The sequence below is a fragment of the Kosakonia beeri genome (assembly GCF_054165705.1).
In genome coordinates this window covers 2248318-2271208 of the sequence record NZ_CM135106.1, presented here as the reverse complement: position 1 = coordinate 2271208, position 22891 = coordinate 2248318, and the positions used below count along the sequence as shown (strand labels likewise).

General features: G+C 55.5%; 19 protein-coding genes. 14 read left to right on the top strand and 5 right to left on the bottom strand.

What is annotated here, in order from left to right:
* The first annotated feature begins 61 nt into the window (after positions 1-61).
* From ACUY4S_RS10870 to ACUY4S_RS10835, 8 genes are all read left to right on the top strand, one after another.
* Complete coding sequence (locus ACUY4S_RS10870) at positions 62-2455, top strand: phosphoketolase family protein (protein ID WP_458021875.1); 2394 nt, start codon at positions 62-64, stop codon at positions 2453-2455.
* 542 nt (positions 2456-2997) lie between these two features.
* Positions 2998-3180, top strand: a complete 183-nt coding sequence (locus ACUY4S_RS10865; RefSeq protein WP_312689397.1) for a con-10 family general stress protein — start codon at positions 2998-3000, stop codon at positions 3178-3180.
* 97 nt (positions 3181-3277) lie between these two features.
* Complete coding sequence (locus ACUY4S_RS10860) at positions 3278-3775, top strand: YciE/YciF ferroxidase family protein (RefSeq protein WP_312689396.1); 498 nt, start codon at positions 3278-3280, stop codon at positions 3773-3775.
* Between the two features lie 73 nt (positions 3776-3848).
* Positions 3849-4355, top strand: a complete 507-nt coding sequence (locus ACUY4S_RS10855) for a ferritin-like domain-containing protein (protein ID WP_312689395.1) — start codon at positions 3849-3851, stop codon at positions 4353-4355.
* Positions 4356-4374: 19 nt separating this feature from the next.
* Positions 4375-5250 (top strand): manganese catalase family protein, encoded by an 876-nt coding sequence (locus ACUY4S_RS10850; RefSeq protein WP_312689393.1) that lies wholly within the window; start codon positions 4375-4377, stop codon positions 5248-5250.
* Positions 5251-5320: 70 nt separating this feature from the next.
* Positions 5321-6721: a cytochrome ubiquinol oxidase subunit I gene (locus ACUY4S_RS10845; RefSeq protein WP_458021876.1), complete on the top strand. Its 1401-nt coding sequence runs from the start codon at positions 5321-5323 to the stop codon at positions 6719-6721.
* A complete protein-coding gene (gene cydB, locus ACUY4S_RS10840; protein ID WP_458021877.1) occupies positions 6721-7731 on the top strand; it encodes a cytochrome d ubiquinol oxidase subunit II in 1011 nt (336 codons plus the stop codon). The genes ACUY4S_RS10845 and cydB overlap by 1 nt, the downstream gene beginning before the upstream one ends.
* Positions 7731-7862 carry a DUF2474 domain-containing protein gene (locus ACUY4S_RS10835; protein ID WP_312689389.1) on the top strand — a complete coding sequence of 44 codons (132 nt, stop codon included), beginning with the start codon at positions 7731-7733 and terminating at the stop codon, positions 7860-7862. The genes cydB and ACUY4S_RS10835 overlap by 1 nt, the downstream gene beginning before the upstream one ends.
* A 10-nt stretch (positions 7863-7872) precedes the next feature.
* On the opposite strand, the gene ACUY4S_RS10830 is transcribed toward ACUY4S_RS10835, so the two are convergent.
* The 5 genes from ACUY4S_RS10830 to ACUY4S_RS10810 all read right to left on the bottom strand — a co-directional run bounded on the left by ACUY4S_RS10830 (position 7873) and on the right by ACUY4S_RS10810 (position 14539).
* Positions 7873-8856, bottom strand: a complete 984-nt coding sequence (locus ACUY4S_RS10830) for a cytochrome d ubiquinol oxidase subunit II (protein ID WP_458021878.1) — start codon at positions 8854-8856, stop codon at positions 7873-7875.
* Positions 8853-10253: a cytochrome ubiquinol oxidase subunit I gene (locus ACUY4S_RS10825; RefSeq protein ID WP_458021879.1), complete on the bottom strand. Its 1401-nt coding sequence runs from the start codon at positions 10251-10253 to the stop codon at positions 8853-8855. The genes ACUY4S_RS10830 and ACUY4S_RS10825 overlap by 4 nt, the downstream gene beginning before the upstream one ends.
* Positions 10246-10725: a helical membrane plugin domain-containing protein gene (locus tag ACUY4S_RS10820; RefSeq protein ID WP_458021880.1), complete on the bottom strand. Its 480-nt coding sequence runs from the start codon at positions 10723-10725 to the stop codon at positions 10246-10248. The genes ACUY4S_RS10825 and ACUY4S_RS10820 overlap by 8 nt, the downstream gene beginning before the upstream one ends.
* Complete coding sequence (fdhF, locus tag ACUY4S_RS10815) at positions 10725-13697, bottom strand: formate dehydrogenase subunit alpha (RefSeq protein WP_458021881.1); 2973 nt, start codon at positions 13695-13697, stop codon at positions 10725-10727. Before fdhF ends, ACUY4S_RS10820 begins: the two co-directional genes overlap by 1 nt.
* Before the next feature lie 353 nt (positions 13698-14050).
* The gene (locus ACUY4S_RS10810; RefSeq protein ID WP_458021995.1) at positions 14051-14539 is read right to left on the bottom strand and encodes a 2-oxo-tetronate isomerase; all 489 of its coding nucleotides are present in this window, start codon (positions 14537-14539) and stop codon (positions 14051-14053) included.
* Positions 14540-14861: 322 nt separating this feature from the next.
* Here ACUY4S_RS10810 and ACUY4S_RS10805 point away from each other — a divergent pair, with 322 nt between their 5' ends.
* From ACUY4S_RS10805 to ACUY4S_RS10780, 6 genes are all read left to right on the top strand, one after another.
* A complete protein-coding gene (locus tag ACUY4S_RS10805) occupies positions 14862-16181 on the top strand; it encodes a cation:proton antiporter (protein WP_458021882.1) in 1320 nt (439 codons plus the stop codon).
* A 201-nt stretch (positions 16182-16382) separates the two neighbouring features.
* Positions 16383-17594 carry a ribokinase gene (rbsK, locus tag ACUY4S_RS10800; RefSeq protein ID WP_312689377.1) on the top strand — a complete coding sequence of 404 codons (1212 nt, stop codon included), beginning with the start codon at positions 16383-16385 and terminating at the stop codon, positions 17592-17594.
* Between the two features lie 42 nt (positions 17595-17636).
* Entirely contained in the window at positions 17637-18560 is a 924-nt protein-coding gene (locus ACUY4S_RS10795; protein ID WP_312689376.1) for a dihydrodipicolinate synthase family protein, read from the top strand.
* Positions 18561-18637: 77 nt separating this feature from the next.
* Entirely contained in the window at positions 18638-19126 is a 489-nt protein-coding gene (locus tag ACUY4S_RS10790) for a NanQ anomerase/TabA/YiaL family protein (protein ID WP_312689374.1), read from the top strand.
* Positions 19123-20418 carry an MFS transporter gene (locus ACUY4S_RS10785; protein ID WP_312689373.1) on the top strand — a complete coding sequence of 432 codons (1296 nt, stop codon included), beginning with the start codon at positions 19123-19125 and terminating at the stop codon, positions 20416-20418. The genes ACUY4S_RS10790 and ACUY4S_RS10785 overlap by 4 nt, the downstream gene beginning before the upstream one ends.
* A gap of 398 nt (positions 20419-20816) precedes the next feature.
* Positions 20817-22787, top strand: coding sequence for a methyl-accepting chemotaxis protein (locus ACUY4S_RS10780; RefSeq protein WP_458021883.1), 1971 nt, complete (start codon positions 20817-20819; stop codon positions 22785-22787).
* The last annotated feature ends 104 nt before the right edge of the window (positions 22788-22891 follow it).

Sequence of the window (22891 nt, the reverse complement as noted above, 5' to 3'; positions counted from 1 at the left end):
ATACCTATCCGTCAGGGAATGTCCCTCCCCTGACAAGGCACTTTATGAAGGCGAGGAGAACATGACACAACCATCAACGTATGCTGACCATGAGCTTCATCTGATCGATCGCTACTGGCGGGCGGCGAATTATCTTTCCGTCGGGCAAATTTACCTGATGGATAACCCCTTGCTGCGTGAACCGCTTCGGCCCGAACATATCAAACCCCGTCTGCTGGGCCACTGGGGAACCACGCCGGGACTGAATTTTATTTATGCCCATCTCAACCGGGCGATTCGCCAGCGCGATCTCGACATGATCTATGTCTGCGGGCCGGGCCACGGCGGCCCTGGCATGGTCGCCAACACCTGGCTTGAAGGAAGCTATAGCGAGATTTACCCGCAAATTAGCCAGGACGCCGAGGGCATGAAAAAGCTGTTTCGTCAGTTCTCTTTTCCTGGCGGCATCCCCAGCCATGCTGCGCCAGAAACGCCCGGTTCCATTAACGAAGGCGGTGAACTTGGCTATTCGCTGTCTCATGCTTTCGGGGCGGTGTTTGACAACCCCACGCTGATTGCCGCCTGCGTCATTGGCGACGGCGAGGCGGAGACTGGCCCGCTGGCGTCCAGCTGGCACGGCATTAAGTTCCTTAACCCGCAGCGCGATGGCGCTGTGCTGCCGATCCTGCACTTAAATGGCTATAAAATTGCCAACCCGACCCTACTCGGGCGCAGCAGCGACGAGGATCTCCGCCAGTTGTTCCGCGGTTACGGTTATGAACCCCTGCTCATAAGCGGCCACGTGCCGGAAATCATGCATCGCCAGATGGCCGAAGTACTGGATACAGCGCTCGACGCCATCCACCGCTTTCAGCAACAAGCGCGCCGTGGCGATCAGGTCGGGACATTGCCGCGCTGGCCCATGATCATTTTGCGCAGCCCAAAAGGCTGGACCGGGCCGCAGACCGTCGACGGTAAAAAAGTGGAGGGTTTCTGGCGCTCGCACCAGGTACCTGTCTCATCCTGCCGGGAAGATGAACAGCACCGGCAGATTCTGGAGCAGTGGATGCGCAGCTACCAGCCGGACGATCTGTTTGATGACCAGGGCACGCTGAAACCAGCGTTGCGCGCGCTGGCACCGCAGGGCGATAAACGCATGGGCGCGTCACCGTGGGCAAACGGCGGGCGTCTGCGTCGGGCATTAATCACCCCGGATCTGGAGCACTACGCGGTCAAGGTTACGTCCCCCGGCGAAGTGCAGTCTGAATCCACCGCCGCGCTGGGTGCGTATCTGGCGGGGATCTTCCAGCGCAACCCCGATAATTTTCGCCTGTTTGGACCGGACGAAACCGCCTCTAACCGGCTGAGCCATGTGTTTGAAGTCACCAACCGCACCTGGCTGGCGCCGCGCAAACCTTATGACGAGCAACTGGCAGCAGACGGGCGCGTTATGGAGATCCTGAGCGAACATCAGTGCGAGGGCTGGCTGGAAGGGTATCTGCTGACCGGGCGCCATGGCCTGTTCAACTGTTATGAGGCATTTATTCATATTATCGACTCGATGTTTAACCAGCATGCAAAATGGCTGAAAGTTACCCGCAAACTGCCGTGGCGCGCACCGATTTCCTCGCTCAACTACCTGCTCTCCTCGCATGTCTGGCGTCAGGATCATAACGGTTACAGCCATCAGGACCCGGGTTTTATCGATCATGTCGCGAACAAGAAATCCGACATTGTGCGCATCTATCTGCCGCCCGATGCCAATACCCTGCTCTGCGTGGCCGATCACTGCCTGAAAACCTGGGATCGTATTAACGTGATGGTTGCCGGTAAGCAACCGGCTCCGCAATGGCTGACGCTCGACGAGGCCGCAAAACATTGCGCAGCGGGCATGGGGATTTGGCACTGGGCCGGGACGGTACAGCCAGGTGAAACGCCGGATGTAGTGATGGCCTGCGCGGGCGATGTGCCCACCATGGAAACACTCGCCGCCGTGAGCCTGCTGCGCGACTTTTTGCCGGATCTGCGTGTCAGGGTGGTAAATGTCGTGGACTTGATGGCGCTGCAAACCCAGCAGCAACATCCCCATGGCCTTAGCGACGAGGCGTTTGATGCGCTTTTCACGCCAGATAAGCCGGTGATTTTTGCCTTCCACGGTTATCCGAGCCTGGTCCACCGCCTGACTTACTCCCGGAATAACCATCACAACTTCCACGTGCGCGGGTTTATGGAAGAAGGCACCACCACTACACCCTTTGATATGACGGTTATGAACGAACTGGATCGTTTTCACCTGGCCCAGGAAGCGATTCTTCGCGTCCCGGCGTTACAGAATAAAGCCGACGGCGTGCTGGATGCCCTGGCGGAGAAGATCGCCGCCCATCATCGCTATGTGCGGGAATATGGCGAAGATCTGCCCGAAGTACGCAACTGGGCGTGGCCGTCGCAACAGGGACAGGACAATGCCCCGGAATAATCAGTTAGATAGCGTTTATCCAGGAATGTTCTTAATGATTTTTTAATCATTATTAGCAGACTAATGAACGTAACGAATATGCACTTGCATACCCTCAGGAGCAGAACGGATTTCCTGTTCCTGAGGGTTTTTTCTTGCCTGTTCCCCTGCCTTTCCGGCTCATTCTTTTTCCCCCAAACCCCTGAGTTGAGATTTGTCTTAAAATCATAAGCAAAATTTATGCCCCATTGGGGGTATACCTCGAAAAAGCTGTTCAAAACGTCGCCGTTTGCGGCTTAAAAACAACCCATTCGGTACCGGTAATCACATATGTGATTAATTGATTTGCACCTAAAAACGCCGTAAGCTACTTATTTAAAAAGATATATCCTAAATGCAAGATACTATTTTCCACACAACCCAGCGGCTATTTTTCTTTCCGGTAAATTTTTTCCGCTTCGCTTTGACTAATAAATTATCCCTACTAACTTTTAATACGAACACCGACGACATGAGATGCAAATAATGTCGTTTTCTTTTAACAACGAAACTGGAGAAATAACATGGCTGAACATCGTGGCGGTTCTGGTAATTTCGCAGAAGATCGTGAGAAAGCATCCGAAGCAGGTCGTAAAGGTGGTCAAAACAGCGGCGGTAATTTTAAAAATGATCCGCAGCGTGCATCCGAAGCCGGTAAAAAAGGCGGTCAGCAAAGCCATGGCGGCGGCCGCAAATCAGGTGATTAATTAACACCATACTGCTTTGAGCATCTTTCTCATAAGTATTTACGGCGAGCCTTTTGAGGCTCGCTATTATTTTCACTTTTTTTACAGGTGATATTTTATGCAAATTAATTCCCTTACCGACTTATTTATCCATTCTCTTTCCGATATTTACAGTGCTGAGAAGCAATTAACCCGCGCACTGACTAAAATGGCCCGTGAAGCCTCAAGTAATGAACTCGCTGACGCGTTCAGAAAGCACTATGAAGAAACACAGGGGCAAATTGAGCGCATCGATCAGATTATGGAAGCCGAATCTGGCCTGAAGCTGAAACGGACAAAATGCCACGCAATGGAAGGCCTGATCGAAGAAGCCAACGAATTGATTGAAGCCACGGAAAAAGGCACCGTGCGTGACGCCGGGCTTATCGAGGCGGCGCAAAAAGTTGAACATTATGAAATCGCTTCTTACGGTACGTTGTGTACCCTTGCCAGCCAGCTGGGGCTGAAAAAAGCACAACAGCTGTTAGCTGAAACGCTGAAAGAAGAAAAAACCACTGACGATCTTCTGACTAAGATTGCCACCTCTAACATTAATCAAAAAGCTGAAGTCGAATAATTTATTTTATTTTAAAGACGACGATACGAGACTTCATAACGATTAAGCATAGCGGCAATGAGAGGAATAAAGTATGACTCCACAAGAGAACTATCACGACTGGTTACGCGATGCACATGCAATGGAAAAACAAGCGGAATCCATGCTGAATGCAATGAGTGGCCGTATCGACAATTACCCTGATTTGCGCGCAAGACTCGAACAGCATTTAACCGAAACCCAGACGCAAATTAAGCTGCTGGAAGAGATTATCGACCGTAACGGTATTAGCCGTTCATTGTTGAAAGACACTACCAGTAAAATGGCGGCGATGGGCCAATCCGTCGGCGGTATGTTTGCCTCTGACGAAGTGGTCAAAGGCTCTATTAGTAGCTATGTCTTTGAGCAATTCGAAATTGCTTCTTACACATCATTAATTGCGGCGGCGGAAAAAGTAGGCGATACCGCCAGCATTGATATTTTTAAACAAATTCTCGCTGAAGAACGTGCAATGGCAGACTGGGCGCTGAATCACCTGCCGGATGTCACCGTTCAATTCTTGCTCCGTGATGCCGCCGACGGCGTCGAAGCAAAAAAATAACGATACTTCAGGAGGATTTATGTTTCGACACGTAAAGCAACTTCAATACACGGTGCGGGTCAGCGAACCCAATCCGGGGCTGGCCAACCTGTTACTTGAGCAGTTTGGCGGTCCGCAAGGAGAACTGGCGGCCGCGTGCCGCTACTTCACCCAGGGACTGGGCGACGAAGATGTCGGGCGTAAGGAAATGCTGATGGACATCGCCACCGAAGAATTGAGTCATCTGGAAATCATTGGCTCGCTGGTCGGCATGTTGAACAAAGGGGCCAAAGGCCGCCTCGCGGAAGGGACGGAAAAAGAAGCCGATCTCTATCGCTCGTTAACGGAAAACGGTAACGATAGCCACATCACCTCGCTGCTGTATGGTGGTGGCCCGGCTTTGACGAACTCCGCAGGCGTACCGTGGACTGCCGCTTATATTGACACTATTGGTGAAGTGACCGCTGATTTACGTTCCAATATTGCAGCGGAAGCGCGAGCGAAAATCATTTACGAACGTCTTATCAATGTGACGGACGATCCGGGTGTGAAAGATGCGCTCAGCTTCCTGATGACCCGTGAAGCTGCACACCAACTGTCGTTTGAGAAAGCGCTCTACTCCATTCGCAATAACTTCCCACCGGGCAAACTGCCACCGGTCGAGCAGTACACTAACGTGTACTACAACATGTCGGAAGGCGACGATCCGCGCGGTAGCTGGAACAGCGATGAACACTTTGAATATGTGGCCAATCCGCAACCCGCGGTTGATGGCGGCGATGGTCTGGCGACCGTCAAGCTGACCGTGGAACAGGAAGCCCTGCTAAAAGCGATGGCGCAACGCACGCAATCCGATCCCACCATCGACCCGCTGACGGGTGCCGAGCTGGGAAGCGGCGATCCACAAGAGCAATAACACCTCGTTATTATTGCCTGTCTTTATTCACCCCTGCGATCAGGGGTGTTTTTTTTAGAGGGTTGCCATCATGTTTGCATTAGATGCCTTTCATCTGGCAAGACTGCAGTTCGCCTTTACGGTCTCATTCCATATTATCTTCCCCGCCATTACCATCGGTCTTGCCAGTTATCTGGTGGTGCTCGAAGGGTTGTGGCTCAAGACTAAAAACCCTGACTGGCGTGCGCTGTACCATTTCTGGTTAAAGATTTTCGCCGTTAACTTCGGCATGGGCGTGGTTTCTGGCCTGGTCATGGCCTACCAGTTTGGCACTAACTGGAGTGGGTTTTCACAATTTGCTGGCAGCATTACCGGGCCGTTGTTGACGTACGAGGTGTTAACCGCCTTCTTCCTCGAAGCGGGTTTCCTGGGTGTGATGCTGTTCGGCTGGCACAAAGTCGGCCCCGGCCTGCACTTCTTCGCCACCTGCATGGTGGCACTCGGTACGCTGATGTCGACCTTCTGGATCCTCGCCTCCAACAGCTGGATGCACACGCCACAAGGTTTTGAGGTGGTTAATGGCCAGGTGGTGCCCACCGACTGGATGGCGGTGATCTTTAATCCCTCTTTTCCTTACCGTTTGCTGCACATGACAATTGCGGCTTTTCTCAGTAGTGCCCTGTTTGTCGGCGCGTCCGCCGCCTGGCACTTGTTGCGCGGAAACGACACGCCTGCGGTGCGCAAAATGTTATCGATGGCAATGTGGATGGCATTGGTGGTCGCGCCCTTTCAGGCCTTTATTGGCGATATGCATGGGCTGAACACGCTTAAACATCAGCCGGCCAAGATCGCGGCGATTGAAGGCCACTGGGAAAATCCACCTGGCGAGGCGACACCGTTGTTGCTGTTCGGCCTGCCCGATATGGAGCAGGAGCGTACACGTTTCGCCGTGGAAATCCCTTCGCTTGGCAGTCTGATCCTCACCCACTCGCTGCATGAGCAAGTCCCGGCGCTGAAAGATTTCCCGAAAGAAGATCGCCCCAATTCAACGCTTGTTTTCTGGTCGTTCCGCCTGATGGTGGGGCTGGGGGTATTGATGATCGCGCTCGGTATTGCGGCGCTTTGGTTGCGGTATCGTCACCGGCTTTATCACTCACGACCTTTTCTCCACTTTGCCCTCTGGATGGGTCCGGCGGGGCTGGTGGCAATTCTGGCAGGCTGGGTCACGACCGAAGTGGGCCGGCAACCGTGGGTCGTCTATGGGTTGCTGCGCACCATTGACGCGGTGGCCGATCACAGCACGCTGCAGATGAGCCTGAGTTTAGTGGCCTTCATTGTGGTGTACAGCTCGGTGTTTGGCGTCGGCTATAGCTACATGATCCGCCTGATCAAAAAAGGACCGCAGCCGGTGGATGAGCTGCCAACCGATGGTCGCCCCGCGCGTCCGTTATCAGCCGCAGGCGAAAGTTTATCCCATGGGGAGCACAAATAATGGGTATCGATTTATCGCTTATCTGGTTTGTCATTATCGTTTTCTCGACGCTGATGTATATCGTGATGGATGGCTTTGATCTCGGCATTGGCATTCTGTTCCCGGCGGTGAAAGATGGCGACGAACGGGACATTATGGTCAATAGCGTTGCCCCGGTCTGGGATGGGAATGAAACCTGGCTGGTACTCGGTGGTGCGGGGTTGTTTGGTGCCTTTCCGCTGGCGTATGCGGTGATCACCGATGCGCTGGCCATCCCACTGACGCTAATGCTGATAGGCCTCATCTTTCGCGGCGTGGCCTTTGAGTTTCGCTTTAAAGCCACACCGCACCACAAGCCATTTTGGGACAAGGCTTTTCTGGCCGGTTCCCTGCTCGCCACCTTTACTCAGGGGGTGGTGGTCGGCGCGGTGATCAATGGTTTCCCGGTCAGCGATCGCACCTTCCGCGGCGGAGCGCTCGACTGGCTGACCCCGTTTAATCTCTTTTGCGGGATAGGACTGGTGGTGACGTATGCCCTGCTCGGTGCCAGCTGGCTGGTGATGAAAAGCGAAGGCCGGCTGCAAGAGAAAATGCGGGTCACCGCCAGAACCCTGCTGCTGGCGCTGCTGCTGGCAATGGGGGTCGTCAGCCTGTGGACGCCGCTGACCCACGGCGCTATTGCCACGCGGTGGTTTAGCCAGCCTAATATCTGGTTCTTTGCGCCGGTCCCGTTACTGGTGGTGGTATTGAGTCTCGCGTTATGGCGCATGCTCCGCCAGCCGCAGTACCACATTTTGCCGTTTGTCCTGACGCTGGGGCTGATCTTCCTCGGCTTTAGCGGGCTGGGTATCAGCATCTGGCCGAACATTATTCCGCCGGATATCTCCCTCTGGCAGGCCGCGTCCCCGCCGCAGAGCCAGGGTTTTATGCTGGTCGGCGCGTTACTGATCATTCCTGTTATCCTGGTTTACACCTTCTGGAGCTATTACGTGTTCCGCGGGAAAATTCAGCATGGTGAGGGGTATCACTGATGAGGCAAAAACGGATCCTGCCACGGATTATGTGGTTCGTCCTGCTATGGTCTGGCAGTGTGGTGGCGCTGTTTATCGCCAGTTTTGCCATCAAATTATTGATGTCGATGGCCGGTCTGCGCAGCAGTTAAGTCCGGCGCACTAGCGGATCTTGCCGCTGAACACGCGAAAGCCCCAGCTGTTATACAGCAGCGTTATCGGAGCCAGCAGCGCAAAATTGATCAACAAGAAGCGCTGCGTGGCTGGCGGCGCAGCAGCCTGGTGGATCAGAATATTGCCCGGCACGATGAACGGAAACAGGGTAAAGACCAGCGCCGCAAAGGCGCAACTCACCAGCAGCAGGATCGCCGCCAGCGGCAAAAAGGCGTAATGTCGGCTCAGCCCCAGCCACACACCGGCCAGCCCGACCAATGCCAGGCTAAGCAAGGGGAGCCACAGCCAGGGTTCGCTAATATGATGGCGCCAGGTGTCCTGCTGGTGCACCGTCCAGAGCAACAGACCGGCAAGAAGGAGTACCGTCAGCAAGAGTAACCACGGCAGTATCCGCCGTGCCCACTGTTGCAACGCATCGGTAAATCGCCAGTTCAGCCACCCCGCTCCCAACAGGCAATAACCGGCCACCAGCGACACTGCGCAGTAAAGGGTAAAGGGGGTGAAGCATTCCCAGCCCTGCCCGGTAAAATGCTGCCCGTCATTGGGGATCCCCTCAATCAACGCCCCGACGATCACCCCTTGCGACAGGCTCGCCAGCAACGAACCACCGACCAGCATCGGATCAAAAATTCGCGGCGCATGGTGGCGATACTCAATGGCCATCCCACGCGCCAGCAGTGCCAGCAGCATGGCAAAAATCGGCACATACAACGCGCTGAGTATGATGGCGTACGCCAGCGGGAACAGCCCGAACAATCCGCCCGCAGACAGCACCAGCCAGGTTTCATTCCCATCCCACACTGGCAACAACGACAGGGTTATTTTGTGGCGGGCCTCCTGATCCTCTTGCAAACCAAACAGTATGCCGGTACCAAGGTCCGAGCCATCGAGCATGATATAAATCCACAGACTCAACGCCAGGGCTGCCGCCGACAGCGCGTCTAACCCGGGCAGACCCATAAATTCGCTCATATCCCATTCCCCTTAACGCCTGCGCCGGTCCGTTCCGCCACGTCCGGCATGGCGCCTGTCTCTCCCTCGGCTGGCGGGCGGGCTAACAGATGCAGTAAAAACCACAAACCCAGCCCAAACAACAGGCTATAAACCACCACGATCATCACCAGCGATCCCAGTACCAGTCCAGGCGCAACCGGCGAGAGACTGTGCGCGGTGCGTAACAGGCCATACACCGTCCACGGCTGACGGCCGGTTTCCGTAACCAGCCACCCTGCCAGCATGGCGACAAACCCGGCGGGCGCCATGGCAACCATCAGCCAGAGCAAGCCACGGGCATACCATAACCGGCCACGCAGGCGCGCCACCAGCCCGGCCACCCCGGCGGCGATCATCAGTAAGCCCAGCCCGACCATCACGCGGAACGACCAGAATACCAGCGGCACCCAGGGCAGGTGATCGGCCGGGTATTGATTAAGGCTGTGAATGGTGCCTTGCAAGTTATGCCGCAGATAGAGAGAGCTAATATGCGGGATCGCCACTTCAAGCCGGTTGCGACGCTGTTCCATGTCCGGGAGTGCAAAAAGGCGTAACGGCTCCCCTGCGCCAGGCGGCGGCGGATCCCAGCTCCCCTCTATGGCGGCGAGTTTGATCGGCTGATAATCACGGGTATTTTCACCATGCAGATCGCCGAGTACGCCTTGCAACGGGGCAACGATCAACAGCGTCCACATCGCTAATGAAAACATGCGCCGCGCGGCGGGCTGCCGGGCATCCCGTAGCAGATGCCACGCCCCGCAGGCCGCGACCAGGCACGCGGTGCCCAGCAACGCCGCAGCCACCATGTGCGCCATCCGCCACGGAAAAGAGGGATTGAAGATAACAGCCCACCAGTCAACCGGGTGGAAACGCCCGTCGGCGGCAATGGCGTAACCATCCGGTGTTTGCATCCATGAATTGGCAGCGAGGATCCAGAAGGCGCTGAACAGCGATCCCAGCGCCACAATCGCAGTTGCCATCAGGTGAACCCACGGGCGCACTTTGCCCATGCCGAAGAGCATCACGCCCATAAAGCCGGCTTCGAGGAAAAAGGCCACCAGCACTTCCATGTACAGTAGCGGGCCAAGGACCGCGCCCGTCCGGCTCGCCAGCTCGCTCCAGTTAGTGCCAAACGCGAACTCCATCACCACGCCTGTCACCACGCCCACGGCGACATTAAGGGCAAATATCTTGCTCCAGTAGCGCCAGAGCTGCAGCCAGACCGGCTGTTGACGCCATAACCACATCCCTTCCAGAACCAGCAAAAATAGCGCCAGGCCAATGGTGAAGGCAGCCAGCACAATATGAAACCCGATCGTGAATGCGAACTGTGTGCGTGCCAGCCACAACAGGGTGTGCTGGCTGATGTCAGGCATCGCTGGGTTTACCGCTAAACGTGGAGATGGGTTTCTCGTCCGGTGCCTCTATCCGTCGCGAGAAGGCTTTCAGCCCGTCGAGCAGCGGCTGGAGCGCCTGCCACAAGTCGTCATCCTGCAACATTTTCCACACGCCATGGACGCCAGGCGCTTTCTGCTCGCTTTGCACGCGCGGAGCCGTTAACGTCTGCACCAGTTCGCTCAGGCCAAACGCCAGCTTCGCGACGCGTTCCGGCGGCACAGACGAGAGTGCCAGCAACATAACCGACAGGTTCTGCAATACGTTCAACGTTCCCGGACGCTGCAGCCCGTTGACCAGCACTTGCGCCACCTCGTTATTGGCAGCAACCACATCGTTAAGCAAACGCAGCACGCCATGCTGATGCAGGGTTTGCACTAAGCGCTCAAGCTCTTCATGGGCGTCCGGCCCGATTTTTGCCGGTTCCGGCTGATAATTAAGGGGTTTTGCCATCAAAATCTCTCCGGATGTGGTTCACGGGCTGGCGGTTCACGGTAATCATCGCGATGCCATTTTGCCTCCACAGGGACGCGGGTAATGGGGGTACGCTTGCCATGACGGAAGTTATGCTCAGGTAACGGATTAGGATGTGCAGGCCGGGCGAGCGGCTCCAGCCGGATAGCTAGCTCTTTATAGGCCGGGGTATTCACCGCGGGATCGTGGTGCTCTCCCGTCAGCTGGTTAATACCGTCTTTCCCCTGGTGAATCGAGACGAACAGCACGTTACCCGCGACCCGGTCAGTGACCACCACCGGGATCTCAATGGATCCCCGCCGTGAACGGAGCCGAACCCAGTCGCCCGTGTTCAGGCTGCGCCCGGCGGCAAGTTCAGGACTGATTTCTACATACCAGTCGGGCGAGAGGCTGTGAGTGCGCCCGCCTCTGCCGCTCTGATTAGTGGACTGAAAGTGCTCCAGCATACGGCCATTATTCAGCAACAGGTCATACTCTGCGTCGGCCTCTTCACTCGGCGGCTGCCAGCGCAGGGGGTAGAGGGTGGCGCGCCCGTCCGCGCTTTTAAACCTTTCGGTATAGAGCAACGGCGTGCTGCTGCCGTCTGGTTTGACCGGCCAGATTTGTGACTTCCACCCCTCCAGCCGGGTATAGCTCACACCGGCAAAGCTCTCGGCAATGCTCGCCGCTTCGGCCATGATTTCCCCCGGATGGCGGTATCCCCAGTCATAGCCCATCCGCGCAGCAAGCTGGGTGAGAATAAGCCAGTCCGGGCGGCTGTCGCCATGCGGCGTCATCACCGGGTAAAAACGCTGGATACGCCGTTCGGTATTCACAAACGTACCCTCTTTTTCCACGCTCGGGCACCCAGGGAGTATCACATCGGCGAACTGCGCGGTGCGGCTAAAAAAGAGATCCTGCACCACCAGAAACTCCAGTTCGCTAAAGCCCTGATGTACGTTGGTGGTGTCGGCATCAGAAAATGCCGTCTCTTCACCAATCACATACATCGCGCGCAGCTTCCCGCGGCTGGCCAGTTTTACCATCATAAAATTGTCTTCACCGACGTCCAGCGACAGCGTTTCGGGCGCAACGCCCCAGGCCCGGGCCCACTTCTCGCGGATCTGCGGATCGCTGACCGATTCATAGCCGGGATAGAAATTTTTCAGGCAACCGAAGTCGCTCGCCCCCTGCACATTGTTATGGCCGCGCATCGGGTAGCCGCCAGTGCCGGGCCGGCCATAATTCCCGGTTACCAACAAGAGATTGGAGAGCGCGGTGCTGGTGTCAGCACCGTGGCTGTGCTGGGTTATGCCCATCGCCCACATGATACACACGCTGCCCGCCTGGCCGATCAACTCTGCCGACTCACGCAACGCCGCAACAGACAGCCCGGTCATTTGCGCCGCGTACGCCAGGCTAAAAGGGGCCAGCGATTGACGATATGCCTCGACATTGTTCACCCGCGCGGCGAGAAAAGCCTCGTCGGCGTAGCCGTGGTCAAACATATAGCGCGACAAAGCCGAGGCCCAGACCAGATCCGTACCGGGATGGATACGCAAATGCAGATCGGCCCGCCCGGCCATCTCATGACGACGAGGGTCAACCACCAGCAGTTTCTGGCCGTGGTGTTTTTTTGCCGCTTTCAGGCGCGAAGCAATCACCGGGTGGTTTTCAGCAGTGTTGCTGCCGACTATCACCACCAGCTCCGCCTGCTCTAAATCACGCAGGGTGCCTGCATCGCCGCCGTAGCCAACCGTGCGAAACAGCCCTTCGGTGGCCGGGTTCTGGCAGTAGCGCGAGGAGTTATCCACGCTGTTGGTGCCGATGATCAGTCGGGCAATTTTTTGCGTCAGGTAGGCTTCTTCATTACTGCCTTTGCTGGAGCCAATAAAGCCGATGCTGTCGGGGCCCGACGCATCGCGGATAGCGAGTAACCGCTGCGCAACCAGTTCAAGCGCCTCATCCCAACTGGCAGGACGGAAGCAATCATTTTCGCGGATCAATGGCGTGGTGAGCCGATCGGGGCTGTTGATAAAATCCCAGGCAAATTTGCCCTTCACGCAGGTGGAGATGCCATTTACCGGCGCATCGGTTACTGGCTGAACCTTGAGCAAATGGCGGTCGCGGGTCCACATTTCGAAGCTACAGCCCACACCGCAATAGGTGCACACCGTCTTGGTACGCCGGATCTCCTGCTGGCGCAGATGGGTGTCGATCACTGAAATGCCGGAGATCACCTCCGCGCCCGTGGCATTTTCCAGGGTTTTTATCACCTCGATCAGTGGGCGTTTCAGCGATGGTTTCATTGAGGTAAACGGCCCGGCATCCGGCTGCATCGTTTTCTCCAGCAGCGCATTGCAAGGGCAGACCGTCACGCAGTGTCCACAGCTGACACAACTGGAGCCAGCAATACGTTCACCACCGTCCCATAACACTCTCGGATGCGGCTGGCTGTAATCAATACTCAGCGTCTCGTTCACTTCCACATTCTGGCAGGCCTCCACGCAACGGCCACACAGAATGCATTGATCCGGATCGTAGGTGTAGAACGGGTTCGATTCATCTTTTACATACGGCTTACGCTGAAAGGCATAACGCTGGAAAGGCAAATGCATGTCGACCATGGTGTTATGCAATGTGCAGTCCCCGGTATTGTGTTCACAGACCGTGCAGTACAACTCATGTTTTGCCAGCAGGCGATCCATCCCCTCTTCGCGCGCGGCGCGGGCGTCGTCGCTAACGCTATTCAGGGTCATGCCATCCCGGCTGCGTAACGCACAGCCGCGAACCAGTTGCCCCTCCTGCTCGACCCAGCAAACGTCGCACGTTTGCAGCGGAGAAAGGGCTGTGTGATAGCAAACATGCGGCAGGGTGATGTGGTAAGCATCAAGAAAGTCGATTAAAGGAATATCCGCCGGGCCAACGAGGGGCCGCCCGTCGTAGATAACGGTACATTTTTGTCTGTTCATGACGTTTCCTCTGCCCTGCCACACCCACGCCAGCGCCCTCAGCACGCTGCACTAAAGGCGCATCGCAGCAACGTTGGCGGTCAGAAACAGGGATGCAGCAAATAAGGCCACAGACGTGGCCCTTGATAAACGGTTATTTTTTTACCGGATCCGGTTTTTTATCCCCTGATTCCGGTGCTTCATGTGGGTCGTCTTTATCGATATACGACATGTTCACCTCCTGATATTCAAATAAATCACTATAGTCCGCCTTACGCAAAAATAACCAGGCGGCACAAAATAGCGCGGTGGATTACTCTCTCGTTGAGAGAACTATTTCATCGTAAAACATCTTATTACGAAAATAATTCACATTATTCAGCCAATAACGTAATGAGGTTATTCAGCGCATAACTTGCCGCCTGCTTAATAACCGTTTCGCTGTCACCGGAAAAATGTTTCTTCTCGGTAGTAATATTTCCGTCGGGTAATTGCCAGGCAAACCAGACCGTCCCGGCAGGCGTACCGTCTTCACCGCCATCAGGGCCGGCATAACCGCTGACTGAGAGGCTGACGCTGGCCCCGGATCGCTCGGCTGCGCCTGCTGCCATCTCTTTAACAACCTGCTCGCTGACGGCCGTCCAGGCGGCGAGCGTCTGGACATTAACACCCAGCATGTTGATTTTTGCCTCATCCGTATAGGTGACAAAACCGCTGCCATAGAACGACGGTGTATCTTCCGCCGCACACAGTTGCGAAGCAATCAACCCGCCGGTGCAGGACTCCGCTGTCGCCAGTTGCAACTGTTTTGCGACCAATACGCGGCCTAACTCACTCGCCCCAGATGTAAATGTGTTCGTCATCATTACCTCCTGAACCAAAGAATTTCTCGCGCTGCCACATCACACTCAAGGAGTATATTATTGTGCTCTGCCTGGGCAGTTATCTGAATTTTATTCCACACACCTTTATTTAGGCTATGCACGCTTCCTCTCCTGACATATTTATTATTACCTGGCGAAATAAAGGTTAGAGTAAAATAGTAAAAAATGAAAACACGCTCGCAGGTTAAATATCTTTCACATACTCTCGCAGAAAGTACCGTTGCGCTTGTTGGTTTTCTGGAATATCTCCGGCGCAGCAGCTATACCCTTTGAGGTGTCATGTATTTAATCATGGAGATCTATGGGTTATCTGGCGTGGACGGCGGCAACGGGCTGCCTGTTATTACTGATGTCGCTCTCTTACGGCTGGATCAGCCGCATTCCGGTACCGGTGTTTGGCCTCTATTTACTCACGGGCATCGCCTGCGGCCCGTGGGGGTTTAACATCATTCATCTTGATCTTGTTGCTCATGCACATTTAACCAGCCGCATTACCGAAATCGCTATGGCGGCATCGCTGTTTATCACCGGGCTGAAGATTCGCCTGCCGCTCACCTCTTCATACTGGCGCATGGGCGTCACACTCGCGCTACCCGGCATGCTTTTGACTATCGCCGGATTGATGGTCGCGGCGCACTTTCTGCTTAACCTGTCGTGGCCGTTGTCACTGGCGCTTGCCGCGATTCTGGCCCCGACCGATCCGGTGCTGGCCAGCCTGGTGTCAATCAATGACGCCCGTGATGACGACAGACTGCGTATTGCCTTGTCCAGCGAGGCGGGGCTGAATGATGGCACGGCGTTGCCCTTTCTGATGCTGGCGCTGCTGTGGCACCACGCAGGCGGTGCAATTCATCATGAAGAGTGGCTCAAATGGCTGGGCGTCGATCTGGTGTGGGCCCTGGTGGGAGGGCTGCTGATCGGCTTTTTGCTCGGGCGGTTAGTTGGCCTGGTGGCCACCCGTTCACGCCACGCCCAGGGCGAAGTCGCTCCAAGTGATTTTATTGCGCTGGCCCTGATCTGCCTGAGCTTTTCGCTGGCGATGGCGGTAAGCGCTTCCGGTTTTCTTGCCGCGTTTGCCGCAGGGGTCGGGTTGCGCAGCGCCGAAGTCAGCGTGCAGAAGCGGCATGCCGGGGAAGAGCAAGATCCGGATCTGCCCGCGGAGATGCAGGTCAACCCCCATACCCGCCACGATCTGGAAGAGCATAACCCCATAAAATCGGTCGGGCTGGTCATTGGCGATGCCCTCTCCTTCGGCGATACGGTCGAGCGCATTTTTGCGGCCGCGCTGGTGATTGTGCTTGGCGTAACCCTGTCGCAGCACTGGGATCTTCATGCTCTGCTGCTGGCGTTTATTTTATTTATCGTCATCCGCCCGGCGGCAGTGTTTATCCTGACATGGCGCTCGCAGGCCTCGTTACTGCACCGGCTTAGCCTTGGCTGGCTCGGTATTCGCGGTATCGGTAGTCTGAATTACATTGCCTACGCCTGGGTGCATGGCCTGCAGGGGAGCGGTGCCAACCTGCTGACCGACACCGCCATCACTGTGGTGACTGTCAGCGTGCTGTTACACGGTATTTCAGTGATGCCGTTACTCACGCTGCGCCGGAAAAAAGAACAGTAAACCTTTCTCCTCTCAGCAGCATTTTTTCCACTCGCAAGTCCTGTTAACCCCCACTCTCAGGGGCACGCTCTCGCGCTGCTCCCATCCCCTTCTTGTCGCGTCCCTTTTTGTTTCCTTTTGTTTTGACCTGCCTTAGAGGATTTCTGTCACATTCTTACAAACAATCACACCCGTATTCTTTTAACAAATCAGGAGATTTCTATGTTTTTGCAGGAACGACGACAACAGATCCTTCGCTGGCTGGATCAGCACGAGCGCGTCACGGTGAACGGACTGGCGCGAACGCTTGCGGTAACCCGGGAAACCATTCGCAGCGACCTGAACGCGCTGGCGAAACAGGGATTGATCCAGCGCTGTCACGGGGGTGCCATCATGGTTCGTCGCAATCTGCAAGCGCGCCTGATCAGCGAAACCGGGGATGAGTTTGAAGTGTTATTGCGAAAACTGGAAAACACCATCCCACAGCGTCGGACTGAAGCAGAAGGAAAAAGCATGAGCGGTAGGGTTTGTATTCTCGGATCATTTAATGTCGATATCGTGGCCAGGGTAGCGCGTTTTCCCAAAGGCGGCGAGTCGTTGTTGGCGCTAAGCAGCGCGCTCGGCCCCGGCGGTAAAGGCGCAAATCAGGCCCTGGCGGCAAGCCGGGCGGGGGCAAATGTGCATTTTGTTTCCAAAGTCGGTACCGACCAGTTCAGTCAGTTCGCTTTCGACCACTTATCTGGCTCCGACATTCACTCTTTTAAGCTCTATCAAACAGAAGCGGAACCCACCGGCAGCGCCATCATTTATGTCTCGCAAGAGAATGGCGAGAACATGATTGCCATTTATTCCGGTGCAAATCAGACCCTCACCGATGGCGAAATCGCCGAAATGGCTGATGAACTGGCGCAGTCGGATGTTCTGCTGGTGCAACTGGAGAATAATTTTTCCGCCACGCTTAACGCCATCAAGCTGGCCCATCGCATGGGGGTGCGCGTGATCATGAATCCGGCACCTTTCTCAATGGATGTGCTGGCCTGTCTTGATTACCTCGACCTGATTACCCCCAACCAGACAGAAGCCTCGCTGCTGTCGGGCATTGAAGTGGTCGATCTTGCCAGCGCGAAGCAGGCCGCGCAAGAAATTGCCCGTCTCGGCGCACGCCGCGTGGTGATCACCATGGGCGCGCAGGGTGCGCTGCTGTATGACCAGCAGCAATTCCAGCATATTCCGGCCTTTCCTGCCGTCAGTGTTGATACAACCGGCGCGGGCGATGCCTTTAACGGTGCGCTTGCCTCGGCCCTGGCGGCAGGCCACAGCATCGTGCAGGCAGCCACGCATGCTTCCGCCTTCGCCTCGCTGGCCGTCGAACGTGAAGGTGCGGCGAACATGCCCAATCGTGAACAGGTTGCCGCCCGCTTGTCGCAGCGTTAAACCCCCTTTTATCGCGGCGACTGCCGCACTCAGGAGAATAAAATGAAACCGATCGAAGGCATCGTGCCTGTGATGTTGACCCCGTTTACCGCCGACAATCAGATTGATTATCCGGGGCTTGAGAAGCTGATTAACTGGTATCTGACAGAGGGTGTCGATGCGCTGTTTGCCGTTTGCCAGTCCAGTGAAATGCAGTATCTGACCCTCGACGAACGCGTGGAACTGGCAAAGTTTGTGGTCAATAAAGTGGCGGGCCGTGTGCCGGTTATCGCCTCGGGGCATATCAGTGATGATCTGCAGCAACAAAAAGAAGAACTACTGGCCATGGCGCAAACCGGGATCGACGCGCTGGTGCTGGTGACCAATCATCTTGACCCGCAGCAGCAGGGCAGCGAGGTCTTTTACCGCACACTGCAAGCACTGCTTGACACCCTACCGCCGTCACTGCCGCTGGGCCTGTATGAATGCCCGGCACCGTATCGCCGTCTGTTAAGCGATGAAGAGTTCCGTTTTTGCGCCACCAGCGGGCGCTTTGTGGTACTGAAAGATGTCAGTTGCGACTTGCCTACGGTGCAACGCCGCGTGGCGCTGGCGGCGGGCACACCACTGCAGGTTATTAATGCTAATGCCGCCATTGCCTGGCCCGCAATGCAGGCCGGTTCCAAAGGCTTTAGCGGTGTTTTTACCAACTTCCACCCGGCGCTGTACCACTGGCTTTACCACCATGGTGCCAGCCAGCCGGAAAAAGCGCAGGAACTGTCGCTGTTCCTCTCCTTGAGCGCGGTAACAGAAACGCTGGGCTACCCGAAAAACGCCAAAATTTACCACCAGCATCTCGGCACCTTCGCCAGCGAATTTTGCCGGGTAAACAAAGACAACGTCCTGGAAAAATTCTGGGGGCTCAGCGTGCTGCTGGAGCAAATCCGTGAAGGCACCGCGATCTGGCAACAACGTATTGCCGACTAACCCCGGCGCGGGAGGGGTTGTTCCCCTCTCACTCTGCACCTTACACCCGCCAACGATAACGATACGGGGAAACACTCATGATTGTTTGCGATCGCTCAGACTGGGCGAAAGAGAAGTCTGCCTTCCATCCGATAATTGATCATGCCATCAGTTGGATTGCCAGCACCGACTTTTCACAGCTGGCACCGGCAAAATATGACATTTTACCGGGCAATAAAATGTTCTGCCTGTTACAGGAGATGGAGACCGAACCCGCAGCGCAGCGCCGGGCAGAATCCCATCGGGAGTATGTTGATGTTCAGTACCTGCTGGCGGGGGAAGAAACCATCGGCGTGGCGCGCCCGCATGCCAGCCACCGCGTGGTGGAAGCTCGCCACGAACACGACATCGTCTTTTACCAGCACACGGTCAACGAATCGATGATTTCGCTGACGCCGGGTATGTTCGCCCTCTTTTTCCCGCACGATATCCACCGCCCTTGCTGCGACACGCACGGCACCTCGCGGCTGCGTAAAGCAGTCATCAAAATTCATTGCAGCCTGTTTCAGCAAGGAGCCGCACAATGAAAAGCGCCACTGATTCCGTTATACCGGGCAACATCGCCGTACCGGGCCAGACTGGCGTGGTCGGGCGTTTACGCTGGGGGATCATCCTGATCCTGTTACTGGCAGCGATTGTCAACTATCTCGATCGCGCTAACCTGAGTATCGCCAACACCACTATCGCCGCAGAGTTTGGTTTTTCGCAAACCGAAATGGGTCTGCTGCTTTCGGCTTTCCTCTGGCCTTACGCGCTGGCGAATCTGCCGGCTGGCTGGCTGGTCGATAAATTCGGCCCGAAGCGAATATTCTCTGCCGCGCTCTGTTTATGGTCCGGCTTTACGGTACTGGCGGCCTTTGTGAACAGCTATAGCTTTTTCTATGGCCTGCGTATGATGCTGGGCATTTCTGAGTCGCCGTTTTTCACCTCCGGTATCAAAATCACCCACCGCTGGTTTGGCGACAATGAACGTGGATTACCTACCGCCGTCATTAATACCGGCTCACAAATTGCGAATGCTATCGCGCCGCCGATCCTGACGATCCTGCTGCTCGCCTTTGGCTGGCGCGGCATGTTTATCGCCATTGGTCTGCTGGGTCTGCCGTTGTTGGTGGCATGGTGGAAGTTTTATCGCGATCCCGATGCGCGTGAAGAGATGCTGCTGCATGCCGGTCAGCGTCAGAACTCCCCGGCGCAGGCCAGTGCGCAAACCAGCTGGGGAGCGCTGTTCCGTTACCCGGCGACCTGGGCGATGGTGATCGGTAACTTCTCAATTATGTTTACCATCTGGGTTTATTTGACCTGGCTGCCGGGCTACCTGGAAAAATCGTTGGGATTCAGTCTCAAAGCGACCGGCTGGATTGCCTCCATCCCGTTCCTTGCCGGGATCCTTGGCGTACTGGTGGGCGGCATGTTGTCTGACCGTCTGGTGCGTCGCGGCCTGCCCGCCATCACCTCGCGCAAGGTGCCGATTGTGCTGGGTGCCGCGCTGGCCGCCTGCTTTGTGGCCCCGATTCCCTTTGTCGACAGCACGCCGCTGGCGATTGCGTTGCTGGCGATGGGCTATTTCTTTTCACAAATGCCGCAAGGTGCGCTCTGGACACTGGCCAGCGATATCGCGCCGAAGGATCAAGTCGCCTCGCTGGGCGCTATCCAGAACTTTGGCGGGTTCCTGGGGGCGGCACTGGCACCGATTGTGACTGGCATTATCCTTGATGCCACCGGAAAATTTACCTACGTCTTTTTACTGGGCGCAGGCTTGCTGTGCCTTGGCGCACTGAGCTACAGCCTGTTTGTGCGTAAAAAAATCTCTGCCTGACGTTAAGCGGTAGCCCGCGGGCTGCCGCTTTTTCCCTCTCCGTTTTTATTATTGAAATAAAATAACGTTCCTTGCTTAAGTTTTCTTAAGTATTTTCTTAGCACAAGATCACAATATTAAAACTCTTTTTAACCCTGTAATTCTATTTCGCTGCGGCCGCTTCGTTTTCACCTGATAATTAGCGGCATGGCGCTGCGCAGCATAATAATAACCGGCGTTAGCAGATTAAAGTTCTTCTGCAGGCGGGCGATAACACTCCTGTGTTGAATAACAAAAACAGCCTGCGCCTTTAAATAAAAAAATGCCCGCGCACGGAACCGGCTTAAAAGTAACATAAATTCACCAGGATGTTTTGCCCAAAAACCAGCAGTTAACTTAATAAAAATTAAGGTGAAAATATGTCCTTACTGAAGGCGATGAAAAATCTGTCGGGCGGTTCTCTGCGCAACCGGCATCACCCTGCAAATGGCATTTATGATTGCCAGCAACTGCCCGCTTCATTATCCGCTGCGGGCTTGAGTCATCGCGCTTCCGGCATTCTAATGACGTTTGTGCCGCCGAATGCCGACTATGCGCTGGTCAGCCAGGCCTGGCAACGCTTTAACTCGCCAAAATTAACCGTGTTGACGCTCTCATCCAGCGGTGCGCTCAGTAGCAGCGGCCGGGAAACCACCTACTGCGACGGTGCCGGTCAACAAGGCAGCTGGTTAATGCTGCCCGAGAGTCTGATTGCAAAGCATGAAGTCCATGTGGTTGACCTGCACGTCAACACGACGCATACGGCAACCGATCGCATCCGGGCCATTCAGCGCGAGTTAGAAGCCCTGCAGGTGCGAATGCCCCTTTCATCCGATCGCACCTTTGCAATGGTTTATTGCGACGGTCTTTCTGCCTCCGAAGGCTTTCTGATGCAGGCCTGGTATAACAGCGGCCGTTTCCCGTGCCTCGCCATCGGCGGCTCGGCAGGTGGCAAGCTGGCGTTTGACGGCACCTGGATTAGCGTGGGCGGCAAAGTCTTACAGGGCAAAGCCGTGATTATTTTCTGCCAGATGGCCAGCGGAAAAGGATTCGCCCCGTTCAAAAGCCAGAACTTTAAGCCGCTGAAAAAAAGCTGGCTGATTGCGCAGGCCGATCCCGTCGCCCGGACCGTAACGTCGGTGTTTAATGAGCAGGGCCAGCAGCAGTCCTTTACCGCCGCGCTGGCGCAGCACCTGCGTTGTGACGAGCAGCACCTGACAGAGGGGCTGAAAGGCTTAACCTTTGGCGTCAAAGTCGGCGATGAGTACTTTATTCGCTCGATTGCTAAAATTGACGCGCAAGGGGTGCACTTTTTCTGCGATCTTGAGTTTGGCGACCGGCTCTATCTGCTGGAAGAAACCGATTTTAAACAAGCGACCCAGCAAGACTGGAAAGCGTTTATTGCTGAGCTTGGCAAACCTGCCGCGATCCTGATGAATGACTGTATTTTGCGCCGCCTTGGCAGCGAATCGCAGCTGCATAATGCGCACTTCTTTAAGGGCTTACCGGCGGCCGGGTTTTCCAGTTTTGGTGAAATTCTCGGTGTGCCCATCAACCAAACGTTATCGGCGCTGGTCTTTTTCAATCACCGGGTAAAAGCGATGGCCCACTTCCCGGTGGAGTACGCCAGTTATGCCGGACACTATGCCCAACGCGGCTTACGCCGCTGGGAAGCGTTAAATGACTTCCAGACGGGGGTTATCAATCGCGTGGTGGCTTACCAGCAACAGCTGGCACCGTTAATGGCGGCCCTGCCGATGCTGGAAGCCGCTACACAAACGCAGAATGAGACGCTGGGGCTGGCGGAAAACAGCATCCGCTCGATCAGTGACATCGCCCTGCAGAGCCAGCAGGCGCAAAGCCGGCTGGTGGAAGGTCTGGACGCGCTGGAAAAAATTTCAGTTGGTATTAATGAAATCACCAGCGGCATCAGCAACATTGCGTTTCAGACTAACCTGCTGGCGCTCAATGCCGCTGTTGAAGCGGCGCGCGCCGGTGAAGCGGGCCGAGGTTTTGCGGTCGTCGCCAGCGAAGTTCGCCGGCTGGCGCATTCGTCTAAAGAGCAGGCCGATGCCACCGCAGAAAATATTAACCAGGCAGTGAGCACCATTTCGCGCATTCGCGACGTGGCGAACAACACCGTTGAAACGGCGAATAACATGGCGCAGCACTCGATTTCCGCTGCCGACACTATCGCCAGTATGAGTCAGAAAACCACCCATGAGCGTGAAAATATTGCTCAGCATTTAAGCAGCCTGCACGCCCTGACCTCCGGCATGGATGCCATGCAGGAAGCCGTGGCGCAATTGACGGTTCTGCAACAGCTTTCGACCAGGCAGGTGCACCACTGAGAGTTAATTCTGCTCGTTGTAATGCCAGACAGAGATGGCAAGGTATTTGTGGAAGGACTCCCGCATGCATTTTTTTATTAACGTTTTGATTGATAGCAATGAAT